This is a genomic window from Paenibacillus sp. FSL P4-0338 (assembly GCF_038002365.1).
GTDB lineage: Bacteria > Bacillota > Bacilli > Paenibacillales > Paenibacillaceae > Paenibacillus_AQ.
In genome coordinates, this window is sequence record NZ_JBBOCG010000001.1 from 353,659 (window position 1) to 366,204 (window position 12,546).

General features: G+C 37.6%; 19 protein-coding genes. All 19 read left to right on the plus strand.

Features of this window, described 5'->3' with window-relative positions:
• The first annotated feature begins 153 nt into the window (after positions 1–153).
• The 19 genes from MKZ07_RS01470 to MKZ07_RS01560 all read left to right on the plus strand — a co-directional run bounded on the left by MKZ07_RS01470 (position 154) and on the right by MKZ07_RS01560 (position 12,070).
• A complete protein-coding gene (locus tag MKZ07_RS01470; protein ID WP_341024108.1) occupies positions 154–648 on the plus strand; it encodes a SitI3 family protein in 495 nt (164 codons plus the stop codon).
• Between the two features lie 112 nt (positions 649–760).
• Complete coding sequence (gene cdiI / locus MKZ07_RS01475) at positions 761–1,126, plus strand: ribonuclease toxin immunity protein CdiI (protein WP_036702356.1); 366 nt, start codon at positions 761–763, stop codon at positions 1,124–1,126.
• 388 nt (positions 1,127–1,514) lie between these two features.
• Positions 1,515–2,030 carry a hypothetical protein gene (locus tag MKZ07_RS01480; RefSeq protein WP_235218608.1) on the plus strand — a complete coding sequence of 172 codons (516 nt, stop codon included), beginning with the start codon at positions 1,515–1,517 and terminating at the stop codon, positions 2,028–2,030.
• Positions 2,031–2,048: 18 nt separating this feature from the next.
• A complete protein-coding gene (locus tag MKZ07_RS01485) occupies positions 2,049–2,534 on the plus strand; it encodes a hypothetical protein (protein WP_036702352.1) in 486 nt (161 codons plus the stop codon).
• A gap of 31 nt (positions 2,535–2,565) precedes the next feature.
• On the plus strand, positions 2,566–2,694 hold the full coding sequence (locus tag MKZ07_RS01490; RefSeq protein WP_268748827.1) for a hypothetical protein: 129 nt from the start codon (positions 2,566–2,568) through the stop codon (positions 2,692–2,694).
• A 262-nt stretch (positions 2,695–2,956) separates the two neighbouring features.
• Positions 2,957–3,430: an SMI1/KNR4 family protein gene (locus tag MKZ07_RS01495; protein ID WP_341024116.1), complete on the plus strand. Its 474-nt coding sequence runs from the start codon at positions 2,957–2,959 to the stop codon at positions 3,428–3,430.
• 38 nt (positions 3,431–3,468) lie between these two features.
• Positions 3,469–3,936 carry a DUF6985 domain-containing protein gene (locus MKZ07_RS01500; RefSeq protein WP_341024117.1) on the plus strand — a complete coding sequence of 156 codons (468 nt, stop codon included), beginning with the start codon at positions 3,469–3,471 and terminating at the stop codon, positions 3,934–3,936.
• Between the two features lie 92 nt (positions 3,937–4,028).
• On the plus strand, positions 4,029–4,508 hold the full coding sequence (locus MKZ07_RS01505; protein ID WP_036702350.1) for an SMI1/KNR4 family protein: 480 nt from the start codon (positions 4,029–4,031) through the stop codon (positions 4,506–4,508).
• A gap of 80 nt (positions 4,509–4,588) precedes the next feature.
• Positions 4,589–5,119: an Imm6 family immunity protein gene (locus MKZ07_RS01510; RefSeq protein WP_051494126.1), complete on the plus strand. Its 531-nt coding sequence runs from the start codon at positions 4,589–4,591 to the stop codon at positions 5,117–5,119.
• A gap of 36 nt (positions 5,120–5,155) precedes the next feature.
• On the plus strand, positions 5,156–5,524 hold the full coding sequence (cdiI, locus tag MKZ07_RS01515) for a ribonuclease toxin immunity protein CdiI (protein ID WP_036702348.1): 369 nt from the start codon (positions 5,156–5,158) through the stop codon (positions 5,522–5,524).
• Positions 5,525–5,821: 297 nt separating this feature from the next.
• On the plus strand, positions 5,822–6,208 hold the full coding sequence (locus tag MKZ07_RS01520) for an immunity 22 family protein (protein WP_036702347.1): 387 nt from the start codon (positions 5,822–5,824) through the stop codon (positions 6,206–6,208).
• A gap of 98 nt (positions 6,209–6,306) precedes the next feature.
• Positions 6,307–6,813, plus strand: a complete 507-nt coding sequence (locus tag MKZ07_RS01525) for a hypothetical protein (RefSeq protein WP_036702345.1) — start codon at positions 6,307–6,309, stop codon at positions 6,811–6,813.
• A gap of 58 nt (positions 6,814–6,871) precedes the next feature.
• Entirely contained in the window at positions 6,872–7,309 is a 438-nt protein-coding gene (locus MKZ07_RS01530) for an SMI1/KNR4 family protein (RefSeq protein WP_036702343.1), read from the plus strand.
• A gap of 113 nt (positions 7,310–7,422) precedes the next feature.
• Positions 7,423–9,540 (plus strand): hypothetical protein, encoded by a 2,118-nt coding sequence (locus tag MKZ07_RS01535; protein ID WP_341024123.1) that lies wholly within the window; start codon positions 7,423–7,425, stop codon positions 9,538–9,540.
• A gap of 11 nt (positions 9,541–9,551) precedes the next feature.
• On the plus strand, positions 9,552–10,154 hold the full coding sequence (locus MKZ07_RS01540) for a pentapeptide repeat-containing protein (RefSeq protein WP_036702340.1): 603 nt from the start codon (positions 9,552–9,554) through the stop codon (positions 10,152–10,154).
• A gap of 233 nt (positions 10,155–10,387) precedes the next feature.
• Positions 10,388–10,801 carry a hypothetical protein gene (locus tag MKZ07_RS01545; RefSeq protein ID WP_076157791.1) on the plus strand — a complete coding sequence of 138 codons (414 nt, stop codon included), beginning with the start codon at positions 10,388–10,390 and terminating at the stop codon, positions 10,799–10,801.
• Positions 10,802–10,832: 31 nt separating this feature from the next.
• Entirely contained in the window at positions 10,833–11,090 is a 258-nt protein-coding gene (locus tag MKZ07_RS01550; protein WP_235218607.1) for an Imm3 family immunity protein, read from the plus strand.
• A complete protein-coding gene (locus MKZ07_RS01555; RefSeq protein WP_341028095.1) occupies positions 10,981–11,703 on the plus strand; it encodes a hypothetical protein in 723 nt (240 codons plus the stop codon). The genes MKZ07_RS01550 and MKZ07_RS01555 overlap by 110 nt, the downstream gene beginning before the upstream one ends.
• Positions 11,704–11,731: 28 nt before the next feature.
• Entirely contained in the window at positions 11,732–12,070 is a 339-nt protein-coding gene (locus tag MKZ07_RS01560) for an Imm3 family immunity protein (protein WP_036702336.1), read from the plus strand.
• Positions 12,071–12,546 lie beyond the last annotated feature (476 nt).

Sequence of the window (12,546 nt, forward strand, 5' to 3'; positions counted from 1 at the left end):
TTATGTTCGCTTTCTTGGAGACTGGAATGGAAATCTAAGTGAACTGAAAAAGCAATTTATTGATTGGCCTATAAAGAATTTAGATGAAGTCATCGTAATAACTAAAGATAAAAAGGTAATTGACTTACTTCCATAAAACGGGGGGTTATATTAATGGCTATAGAATATTCATTTATGTTAGAAGAGATACAATTATCCAATACTGATATCAGTATTGAACTGGAAAAATTGGGTGTGATACTAGACATGAACAAAATAGAAAAAATGTCAGAAGGGATTCGAATAACTGAAACATATGATAGGCTTGGGTTTTCATTGGCGCTAATGGATACTTCTAAGTCACTTTACGGTTATGAGTCGGAGTACTTCTTGGATGAATTCATCAATCGACAAGATTTAAGTTTTAGAATTAACAAGTTCTTTGAATGGGAACAAGCAATAGTTAATATGTTAACTATTGTTTTTGAAATCATGAATAAGGTCAGCACTAACTGCATTTTTGAGTTTAATGGCGATACAGTTTATTTAGTAAGGTTAAATGAAGTGATCTATATTAATAATAATACTGGATTTTGGGATAATGAGAACTTCAAAGAAATTATCAAACCTAGAGAATTCCTGTTTTTAAAACCTAATGAAAAACTTTAGAGGAGGTTGTTGAACTACATGATTAAGAAGCCTTTCGGACAGCCTGTTCAGTATATTTGGAAAATGCATCAAATGTTAAGGATGTTTTGAGGGGAAATAGGGAGGTGACGATATGACAAATGAAAATATTTCTGAAAAAGAACTGATCGATCTTTATTATTTTTCTATCGGAGATGGGAACTTTATTAAAGCGTTGGAAAAGTATTGTAACGGGCAGGGTTTTGGTAATGAGCATATCTGGTGTTTATTTGCAAGTGAGCTAGAAGAGTGGGAAGAAGGGTACTTCGGAGAAGATGGGGTTTGTTATTTTTTTGACCGTCCTGCAGTTGATGAAGATGTAACCTTCGTACTAGATTACTCCAGTTTCTATGTTTATCTTAAGGAAGCAAGTAAAGTATATTTGTTAAAGCACTCTGATGATAAGGATGTAATTGAATCTCGACTATATGCAATTAAACGAAAGTTTAAAATTGTATAGGTAGAATGGAGATGTCAACGGGAACAGTGTATGGCGTTGTCCTAGTTGTGAAACTTTTTGTTTATAACCCCAGCATAGAGTGGTGCGAAATAATGAATCAATTCGACAATTTAAATGTGGATGCCAAGGTAGTCTATCTCCTTTCTTTGAGTGAATTAGTTATCAACAAGATTTCAAAATCTGAAGGTTATGAAGTAGCAGTAGTGAACTAGATATTACTAATATGCAGCGAGTCTTAGATTTGTCAGATAAGGTTAATTATCGGGACAGCTTAGATGAGCATGAGGTTGAGTATCTAGAAGAGTACTTGGAACTCAGTTAAGAATAAATATAAAGAACTAACAAGCGAAGCCTAATAAATTCTATAATCTCAAATGGAGTGAATTGTATGATTGATTTCTTGGAAAGGGCAATAACACGAATCTCGAATATTGCTTGGGGAACTTCTGAAACAAAAAAGAAATCAAGTGAACTTTTAATTGCTGAGTATTTGAGGAGAAGTTCACTATTTTTGGAGAGGTATTCAATTGAATCCGGACCTTTCTTTAGTCCTGCAAAAGTGTTGGGCTCTAATCTAGAATTAGAGGATATTATCACTAGTATTTTTTCTGAATCAGGTAAACCAAATCTATTATGTAAAACAATATGTTTACGTTATCTTGAATGGGTCGCTTTAGTTGGAGAAGAAAAACTAATTAATGATGAATATCAAGATATTTATGAGCCATTGATTAAGTATTTTGAAAGGGGGGGAACTCTTAGACTTGATCAGGGTATCTATTTGGATTATGGTTTTGGTGCATTTCCTATAGATAATTGGCGTGAACAATATTCAAAGTTACATGCTATTGATATTTCAGATGAAAATTTAGATAACGTTGATTTAGAGAGTAGGACGAATTAGGAGAGGTGATAAAGTAGTATGGGAACGTCAGCATTTATTTTAATGAAGCAAGAAAAGTATACCCCTGAAAAATTGTTAAGCGACACGATAGTAGCTGCTTTTCATGCAGATGCTAGACTGTATTTTGATAACTATAAAAAATATAAGAATGAACAGTTCTTATATACAACCTTAAATGTTACTGATCAGCCTTTGGTTCATGAGAATAATCAGCAATTTATATTTTATGTTGATGGACTGGATAACTACGAGATCACTTATGATAATAACGAGTTCATTTTTGGCTTGGATCCGAGTCTTTCACTGTATCAGGTGGGTGGAATTGAGGAGATTTATGGTGCCCAAGAATTGATATTTCGCTTTATATATGAATACCTGAAATTAAACCCCGATGATTACTTTTGGGTCGCGGGCTATGATTGGGCCTACAGTTGGGAGGATATGCAAAAACTAAAATCGTTACCGTATGACCCAGATTGGTGCTATAAGAGTCCTAAAAACTAATACAATTGAAAAAAAGGGGGGAGATTTACTTATGGCTTCAATAGCTGAATTAGTAGAAGAAATTAATACTGATAAGATTAAAAACGGAGAATTAATAGTATGTTTAGAAGCTAAGAATTTAAGAGTAGTTTTATTGAGTCAGAATCATACAAAGCTTTGAGGAATATATCGAAGAAGAGGGTTTAAATGTGGCGCAAGTTTCAGCGAAAATTTTTGAAGAAGATTGGAGAAGAGTAAATGTTAGTATGTTTACTAAAACAATATATTTTGTTTCTACATATACATAAAAATGATATTGAAAAACTGTTACAAGACATTCAGTAGATTACATTTTAGGTTTGAAGGTGGATTAGTTATTGTAACGAAATAGTGGTAGGGGATACTCAGTGCCGAACTAAAAGATAAAAAAAGGAGTGGGAAAAATGAGAATGAATGTTAATACAGTTGTTTTACCATTGCCGAGTGATGAGTTATTAGATGCAGTTGAACGAAGCTTGAGAGTTTCATTTCCCGAAGTTTATAGAATTTTCATTAAGGAAAATAATGGAGTTGTACCAATCACTAATGTTTTTAGTTTTAAGCAGCAGGAATATCTTATTGAGAAATTTTTGTGTGTATTAGATGACAGTGAGTCTGATCCTATACATGGTTGGTACGATATTGAAGTTACTATTACACAAATAGGGGATAGATTAACGGACAATCAAGATTTAGTGGGAATGAATGTAGTTCCTATCGCATTGCTTTTTTCAGGAGATTTTGTTTGCTTAGATTTCAGAGAAACAAAAGAGCCTACTGTAGTTATTTGGTTTCATGAAGAGTCAGAGGAATTCTCTCCTGTGACACAACAGGTTGCCCGCAATATATCTGGATTTTTTGAAATGCTAAAAAAGTAGTTTTTTAACATATAATAAATAGAAGGAGATTTCTCAAAGTGATCATTAATGATGCTGTGTTCGGTGAACTTGAATACCATTATGTGTGGAGCAAGGATTTTACAATTGAATTTTTTGGCGAACAAGTCAATGTTGCTTTGATGGTAGATGGTGAAGAAGATGGTGAATTTATTGAAAAACAGTATGCTTCATATAACACTTTGAGAGAAAATTGGAGAGAGATTCAGCAAAGTATTCTGACCCCAATTTTAGATTATTACAAAGAGAAGCGTTCTGAACTTGGGTATGACACTTCATATGATAAAAATTACCCTTTAATTGAAACAAATGATAAACTTCTTGAAAATATCAAACTAGTTGGAATTTATGTGCCAGCTGCAAAACGGTTTGAAGCCAGATCTATTGGACTAACATTTGACTGTACATGGGATGAAGAAAACGGAATTGGTATACGTCTAATGAATGAAGAAGTAGCTAGGGTGGGGTACCAAGATGTAGCAATTTGATTTGACCAACAATATTACAACCTCATAATGGTGGGCGGACGGCAGGTATATGGGCTGACGCACCAAGATAATATTGTTTAGGAGGTAGAGACATGGAAGTTAAAGATCAAACTATAATATATCCTTTGCCGGATGATGTTCTGCTGACTGAAAAAGAAAATAAGTGGAGAATTAAATTGCCGGATGAATATAAAGAATTTATTAAAATATGTAATGGTGCTTCTCCTGTAAAAGCTAGCTTTAGGTGTAACAACCATAGTTATACAATTGATAGGTTTTTATGTATCTTGAAGGTAATCGGGGAGAGCGATGATGAATTCTACGATATCGGAGTAGTTAGAACTCAGTTAGATGAGAGGATCGTGGCAGACGAAAACTTAGTAGGTACTGAGTTATTACCAATAGCTGCTCTATTTGCAGGGGACTTTGTGTGTTTAGACTATAGCAATACTGATAAAACAGAGCCTGCTGTTTGCGTTTGGAATCATGAAGAATCATCAGATTTAGACCCTGTAACTTATTTTACAAGTAACACCTTTGATGAGTTTCTAAATATCTTAACGGAATTATGAAACCCCTTACATTAAACAAGCTGATTATAGTCAGTTGCCGCCGTAATTGATCTGATCTTCATTCGAGAGGGGGCGTGGACGTGAAGGAATGGGAATATACTGAATTGACTGGATGCAAAGTGAATGATTGGTCTATATTACCAATTAATAAGAAGATAATATTTTACTTGGGACTAAGTGAGTTTATTGTTCAATCGTTTAGTGACAATAATTTTTTTGAGGATGCTCGAAATGCTTTAGATATTTGTTGGAGATGGTTAGAAACAAAAATACCTGCTGGAGATGAAATATACGCATTATTAGATGATGGTACAGAGTTCGGGGGATTATTTATAAAAATGCAAATGGATGAACATGAAGAAAATGAAGCGAAATGGGATTGCATTGTAGATGCTGTCTCTTTTGTGAACAAACAAGCATATATTCTTGAAGGTGCAAGGTATTTACCTGCCCCGATTGAAAATGTGGATGAGGACTTAATTATTCACTTCCTAGACCGATTCCATAGTATTAATCCAGAGAATAAGAATATTGTGGCAGACTTCTTTGGATATATACTGAATACGGACATTTACACTAAAGAAGATATGGTGACTTATTTTAATAAGTAGTTAATTGCAATCAAGGATTAACAGGGAGAAAAAGAAATGCATAGAATACTTACAGAACAAAACGAAATTGATAAACTGGTTGAATCTTATTTCTGGATTATTAATTTCCCGAAATCCTTGGAATACTTTGGTGATAATGAGAGACACGGATATGGCTCAGGTCCGTTAGAAGTACAATTTTCTACCTATCATGAGCCAGAGCAGAAGTACTACATTGGAGACAAGAAAGTGTGCTTTATAGGAGAGCCCCCAGCGTGTGACGAAGATGTAATGGCAGTAATGGAGTATGATGAATTTTATAACTATTTAGTTATTTTTAGTGCGAAACATCTTGTTGATCATCCAGAAGATAATGTTAAGATCCACAGTCTATTAGAAATAATAAAAAACAGATTAGAAATATAACTCTAGCAAGAAGATTATAAAATACAACCTTCCATGCCACAATGCGAGCTAGCCGCCCGTGTTGTGGTTTTTTTTATCCTATATGCATTATAATTGGGATAATTCATAATGATGGAAATGTATTCAAAGAATAATTCCATAACAAAATAGAGGTGGTAGCTTTGTTTTATATATTGTTTTTAATAGATACAGGGAAGAGTAAAAAGCCATGGATATGTGGCTAATTACAGATCTGAGGGTGGGTTAAGGGTGGGGATACGCTGTGCCTGAAGGACTATAAACTTAGGGAGACTTAACATGGAACAGGAAGGATTCGTGTCTTTGTGGGTTGGAGATGTTCAATCTTTCGAGGAATTGGATAGATTACTTAATGTCTCTTATTCCGATGAAGGAGATTTTATCCCATCCATATTTGCTAATCACTTTGAGATTCGCAGATATGATGATGCAGTAAGAGAAGCAGACTATTATGAAGAGGCAAATAATAACCTAAATCTATTACTTGAAGGATTCTCTTATGATAATGAAATTGCCCCGAAATTTAATGCACTAGTGGAGGAAGAATTACCTAGAGATATTAATGCAGTTATTTTACTTTTTAACTTTAAGTATACCGGGGAGATTGCTGAAGCTACAATATTAACCAATTACCTGAGATACTTGGGTTCGGTGGACTATTTATAGCAATTCAACTGGATGATAATGAAGACCCGCTGACCGATGCGGTAAAGAAAGTGCCGGGTGGCTTGAGGCATTGGATTTCTTACAATGAGGTGGGAAAATTGAAGTCTAACTTTGAACAAGCCAAGAAAAAAATAATGAACATGAATTGGAAAAATAATGGCATAGATAAACCCTCTTATATAATCTTAGTTACCGAGTTTATAAGAAGGGGGAATATTTTTTTGGATTTTAACTCCAAGGATGATAATAGACGTGCTGTTTTTAATGCAGCAGAAGTAATTAATTTTGATACACCTGCACATATAAAAGAAGAATGTAATGCATTAGTAAACTCCAACGTTGGTTGGGTTACAGAGTATCTTTGCACTTTTTATCTTGAATGGGCATACGTGGTGGACAAAAAAACACCTGTGGCTCTGAAGTTTCACGATCTATATGACCCTATTATTAAGTTGTTTGAGAGAGGTGGAAGGATCAGCTATCACCATAATGAGTTAGTATGTGGCAAACATGGATGGCCGCGCAATTCCGGGGTAATGACTAGGGGAATTCAGCCCCAAGACATTAGGGATGAAGTTCTGGATGCACTCGATGATGAACAGTAGAAACCAACAAACCAATGAGCGGACAGTCCACTGTAAATGGAACAGGAGGGGACTAGAATTGGAGATTCAAGGGAGCTGTGAAGTTTTAACAGAATCTAGACTCCGAGACTTTGAAGGAATAAACGGGCTTCAACTTCCCCAACAATATCGAGAATTTTTATTGAAACACAATGGGGGATATCCTAAACCCTATTACTTTACTATCTCAAGAGAACAAGGGATGGGTATGGTAAATGTTTTTTATGGCATTGGTGAAATGTACGACGATTTAGACAAAAAAATTCATAATTTTGATGAGATATTAGAGGCGGGATTTATTCCGATTGCAGATGATTCTGGTGGTAATCAGATATGCTTAGGTCTTACTGAAGCGCATTTTGGACATGTGTATTTCTGGATTCATGATGAAGACCCTGAAGATATGGGCAATATGTTTTTCCTTTCTAAGGATTTTGGGGAATTCTTAAAAAGGCTGCACGAAATTTCAGAAGATTAGAATGTGGAGAGCTTTAGAATGGATTTTTTAAAAGACGGTGAGATCAGGAATTCTTGTCGACCTTAGAAATATATAATTTCATTGTATGACTGATGCATCTCTGGAGGTGAAGCATGCAGCAGCAGGTGGACATCAAGCGGATACTGGAGCTGGAACAGGGACTGAAGCGCTTGAACCGTGTGCTGGAGGAACAGGTCACCGGTACCGATAGAAGCGTTGGCGGTTTGGTCCGTTCGGTGCAAGCTGCTTATCCGGAAAGTTATGTGCAGTCTCCCTCCCGCGAGGCGGTCCGGTTGCTGCAGGAGCTGGTAAGGGAGGCGCAGTCGCTTAATGACCAGATAGAGCGTAAGCAATCGGCGTTACGCTGGGCGGCCGGGCAATATCAAGCTGCCGAGACGAAGGCACAGAGTCTGGTTCATACGACACCGGCCTTCACTTGGAAGCAGGCGGGCAGCATGTTCAGCCGGTGGCTGCAAGGCATACGGGACCGGGCAGGGCGTGGCATTCAGGATGTCCTTCGTCATCCGCCGACACTTAGCCGCATGATTCAGGAGCTACTGCGGAACGTCAGGGACACTTCGGTGAACAGACAATTGCAGCTTTTTGCCGCAGATGCAGTCATCTCCGATCTGTTCCGGCAGCGAGAAACCGGTAGTTCCGCCGAACAGCAGCAGGCGCGGGAACAATTGTCCAGGATTGCGGAGGCGTTGCGGGAAATCGGACGAAGTCAAGCGGCGTACTCTGTATATGAGAAGTATGGCAACAAGGCCTATATGAAGTCCGCGAACGAACATGCAGAACGTCAGCGGGAGCTGCTGCAGAAGCTGGGCGTGGATCCGGGCTTCTATACGAAGACCGACCTGTGGACACAATACAAGGGCTCCCCCTTATCGGCCTGCACCTATAATCCGCTGCTGACGGACGGATCAGCGGTGCCAGCCAGTGATGAACTGCGGTTCGCTATCACCTTAGGACTGGTGAATGAGAAATACCGCGCGTGGGCGAAGAATAATTATAAGGACATCGAGGCAGCGGTGGTTCGAGCGGAACAGATTCGCGAGCTGGAGCGTCAGGTGGCAGAGTATAAGCGGCTCCATGGACCGCCGATGACGTTGCCGGACGGCACGCCAATCACAGCTAAGAACAAAGAGAACGAGACGACCTTTGCCTACTTCAAGGACAAGGTCTATGATCCCAGTAAACATTCTGAAGTCATATACACCGCCTATTACAGTTGGCTGGAAGACACCTACGGCATGACCGAATGGCGCAAAATAGTGGTGCAGGCCGATCAGGTGACCCAAGCTTTCGTAGGCGGTCTGATCGAATCTACCGTAATGGGTGTGGTGGACACCGCCAAGTTCGCGTTTGACTTCGTCATCGACCCGGAGAAGACGACTCAGGAAACGATGGACAAGGTGGCTTATCTCGTCAATCACCCCGAAGTTCTGGTGGATGCAGCCAAAGCCATGTATCATGATTTCAATGAAGGCACCCCGGAGCAAAAAGCCGAAATGCTCGGCAACGCCGCATCCATCCTCGTCCCGGGCGTACCTATCGCCAAGAGCGGCATGGTCGGTAAGCTGGCCGACGCGGTGATGGACCCGCTGACCGATGCGGTCAAGAAAGTGCCGGATGCCTTAAAGCATTGGGAATTTCCAGGGATGAACCCTTACCCAAACCGGTTAATCCCGGCAACGCCGGGCGGCCCTGGCCCGGTCGAAGTGCCGGGGCAGGTGTGGCGGAGTGAGGGGAGGGGGAAAGGTAACAAACCTAACCTCTACGATAAGGCTGGAAATTATACGGGTGGTAGAACTCAGAAGGAATTGGATGACTTAGCTCGAGATCCAGCAAGTAATGGGAAAATAGAACCTAAAAATATCAGAGAAAGGGAAGTTGGATTAGCAGTAGAAGAAAGAGGTCAATTGGGAAAGCTAGTGCGTGATCCTCAAGGAGAAAATGGAGCAGAGTTTATAGATACTTCATCAGGTTTAAAGTGGGACGTGAAAAGCTTTGAATCATACCCAAGTGGTGACAATGGAATTCCTATAACAAATCCCAAAAAGGGTGCCTTTACTATTAAACAAGGTATGAAAAAGCTACAAAAAGAATTTGATAATGGGAACAACGTAATTATTGACACAAGAAAAATGGAGCCTGAGCATGTTGAACAACTCAAGAAAACAATTGATGAAGAAGGAGTAACCGATAAAATAATATGGTATCCTTAAGGAGTGGGAAAATGGAAGGGAATCTTAATAGGAAGTTTGATTTGCATAAAAAGTGGGTTGAGACAATTGGTAAAGAAGGCGAAATGTTAAAGTTAGATGAAGTGGACTTAAGAAGTATTGATTTATCCGATATATTGCTTGAACAAGCATATTTGATTGAGTGTACTTTTGATGATCTCAGACTGGAAAACATTGATTTTCACACATCATTATTAGCCTCGTCAACATTTAAAAATGCATATTTAGATAAATGTGATTTTTATAAATCAGACCTTAGATATACGGATTTTACCAACTGTGTCATTAAAAACAGTAGATTTAGTAAAGGTGATTGTTGGGAAGCAATATTTAGAAATGCATATTTACTAGATTGTAATTTGATTAATGTATCGTTCTACTTAACGGATTTTAGTTGGGCAAGACTAGAAAATATAGATATAAGTGTAGCGACATTTGAAGAAACATTATTAAGCGGAGTGACTTTAAAAAATATTAAAGGTATAGAAGAAGCTCATATTAAAAGTATTAATATTGGTACGTTGGAGAAGCCGACTTTGTTGAAATCAGATGAAGCAAAGAAATGGATGTTAGAAAAATGTGAAGTAAGTGGCTAAGAGGAATTGGCTACCAGTGCCGAGTGAAATGGGAAACAGGTCATTGTGGTCAGATGTTACCATTATTGACCTGTTTTTTGTTATGTTGATGATGAATTTCCAAGATTTAATGACACAGAGGCAAAAATACTCGAAGCCATTGCTGTTCCAAACTAATGATGGAATTCAGGATAAAGTTACTAAATATTGATTTGAATTTCTATTCTAATAATATGAAATAAGGAGTGTTGGAAATGAACTTAGCAAGCTATGAATCAATAAAATCATCAATAGTGATAGACTTTGAGGAATATATTGAGGAAGAAGGGTTAAATGTAGCGCAGGTTTCAGCAAAAATTCTAGAAGAAGATTGGAGAATTGTAAACGATAGTTTATTTACTAAAACATTATATATTTTTACTATTGCAATAGAGAGTTTAAAATACAAAGAAATTGCTGATTTTATATATTCTAGATTGAATCTGGAAAACAATGAATTTGAAGAGGATATCGATAAAAATGACATTGAAATGCTGACGAAGGACATTCAAATATGTAAAAAGTTAATTGCTAACAAAGGGGCATATAAAATCAGGGAAACAAGCCATTCTGTTAAATCTAGAGTAGAGTATATTTTAACGATTAAAGGTGGTTGCCCGAGCATTTGATGAGCACTACAGTGAAAAAAATTCAGATGATATGGAGAAGGCCGTCTTGATGGTTATCTCTGCGGAATTAAAAGTAAAACAGCCACGGATATATAAGAATACAAAAGAGAATTACATTAGAGATCTTGAATCAATAGATTTTCACAAACTAAAGGACTTTATTCTAAAGGGTCAATTAAATGAAAAAGAGCATGAAGAACTTTATCTTATTGGAGGAGAAACAAGTATTGCAAGAACTCGAAAAAATGCCAGTAGATCTTTGCCCAAAAGCAAGATGGTTTTACAATGAGATAGTAGATATAGTCGATCACTACTTTTCCGGGAATGAAAATGATAATACTACCATTGATGATATTTTAAAAAGATTCAAAAGGGAATTCAGGTATAGAGCTGAGGAATTCACACTAGTATTTGGGGGAGAGAAGTGGATGGATTATGAATTGTTTTTACTATCTAAAGTAATTAATAATTCATTAGGTGAAATGCTGGAAAGATTTACGGCTGAGTATGGGGACAAGAGGGTATCAATGAGTTGTAACGATGAGGAAATAGTTATTGGGTCTGAGCTATTTGCATTGGCACTTGAAGTTGAAGATATTTCGGATATCGCTTTTGTTAGAAATCATTACAACTTAGATGTGAATGTTTGCATCAGAATTCAATTGTTCGGAAGTACGTTTTATCAAGGACTAGAGCTTTTGTTTAAAATTATGGGAAGGCTTATAAGTCATATTGATGGAAATCTATTATTTCTAGAAGATGGTTCAGCTCAGCTGCTTAGAATGGAGAAAGGCCAACTGCTTGTCAATAAAGCTCTAGACCCGTATCAGACGAAATATTTAACCACAAGTTTACTTAGTCTACTTGACCATCCTTACCTTGAAAAAGAAATGTCACACTAAGATGTAAAGGTGATAAGGGGGAGTGGACGTGAAGGAATGGGAATATAACGAATTGACTAAATATGTTGCCGAGGTCTTTACTAATTCAATTGACGATGGTTTAAATAATTTGCAAGCAGGAGGACGATGTTTGTATGAGTTTGCTAAGGTCATTGAGGAGGGAGACACCGAGAAAACTATATTTTATGTTAGTGTAGCTGATCTGCAAATCAATAGCGGGATTCTTTCTTCTCAAATCTATGAGGTAGTGGATGAGATCATTAAGTCTTTTGATTTTGATAATTTTGTTGATGAGTTAGGAATTACCGATGCTAAGGATTTAAGTCTTCGTATCGATTCACTTAAAACAAGGGTGCAAAGTGTTTAGGTAATTGGTTGAAACATGTATAACCAAGGTGGTGGGGCTACCTAGTGCCGAATAAACCCAACATTCTACCAATAACACATATAACCTATGAAAAACCCGTATAAAGATTTTGTCATCTTGGTTTCTGATTCTCGCAACGGCGAGGGAGGAATCAAGATCAATGTCATCGGATATGTCAAAGTATCGAACAAGAAATGAAATTATCGGAATTGAGTTAATGCGGACGGATTCTGAGGTTGGCTGTGAGCTGCTTATTTTCAATAAGAAGCAATTCATCTTTAGTCTATCGATAGCAAGAAAGAAAATGAGCAATTGACATAATCCATCTTAAAATTTAAAACTGATCCACACCCATTCAACCGCAACTGAGTCACTCTCAGTGCGGTTTGTTTGTGTTTTCAGACATTTTCCCTTAAAAATCAGGACTTTTTTCGTTTTTCGAGTGTATTAACCTTATTTCGGGGCGTTTGACGCAA

Excerpts from the sequence above, each read along its gene's own strand:
- MKZ07_RS01470 (WP_341024108.1), top strand. The coding sequence starts at position 154 with ATGGCTATAGAATATTCATTTATGTTAGAAGAGATACAATTATCCAAT.
- cdiI (WP_036702356.1), top strand. The coding sequence starts at position 761 with ATGACAAATGAAAATATTTCTGAAAAAGAACTGATCGATCTTTATTAT.
- MKZ07_RS01480 (WP_235218608.1), top strand. The coding sequence starts at position 1,515 with ATGATTGATTTCTTGGAAAGGGCAATAACACGAATCTCGAATATTGCT.
- MKZ07_RS01485 (WP_036702352.1), top strand. The coding sequence starts at position 2,049 with ATGGGAACGTCAGCATTTATTTTAATGAAGCAAGAAAAGTATACCCCT.
- MKZ07_RS01490 (WP_268748827.1), top strand. The coding sequence starts at position 2,566 with ATGGCTTCAATAGCTGAATTAGTAGAAGAAATTAATACTGATAAGATT.
- MKZ07_RS01495 (WP_341024116.1), top strand. The coding sequence starts at position 2,957 with ATGAGAATGAATGTTAATACAGTTGTTTTACCATTGCCGAGTGATGAG.
- MKZ07_RS01505 (WP_036702350.1), top strand. The coding sequence starts at position 4,029 with ATGGAAGTTAAAGATCAAACTATAATATATCCTTTGCCGGATGATGTT.
- cdiI (WP_036702348.1), top strand. The coding sequence starts at position 5,156 with ATGCATAGAATACTTACAGAACAAAACGAAATTGATAAACTGGTTGAA.
- MKZ07_RS01520 (WP_036702347.1), top strand. The coding sequence starts at position 5,822 with ATGGAACAGGAAGGATTCGTGTCTTTGTGGGTTGGAGATGTTCAATCT.
- MKZ07_RS01535 (WP_341024123.1), top strand. The coding sequence starts at position 7,423 with ATGCAGCAGCAGGTGGACATCAAGCGGATACTGGAGCTGGAACAGGGA.
- MKZ07_RS01540 (WP_036702340.1), top strand. The coding sequence starts at position 9,552 with ATGGAAGGGAATCTTAATAGGAAGTTTGATTTGCATAAAAAGTGGGTT.
- MKZ07_RS01545 (WP_076157791.1), top strand. The coding sequence starts at position 10,388 with ATGAACTTAGCAAGCTATGAATCAATAAAATCATCAATAGTGATAGAC.
- MKZ07_RS01550 (WP_235218607.1), top strand. The coding sequence starts at position 10,833 with ATGGAGAAGGCCGTCTTGATGGTTATCTCTGCGGAATTAAAAGTAAAA.
- MKZ07_RS01555 (WP_341028095.1), top strand. The coding sequence starts at position 10,981 with ATGAAAAAGAGCATGAAGAACTTTATCTTATTGGAGGAGAAACAAGTA.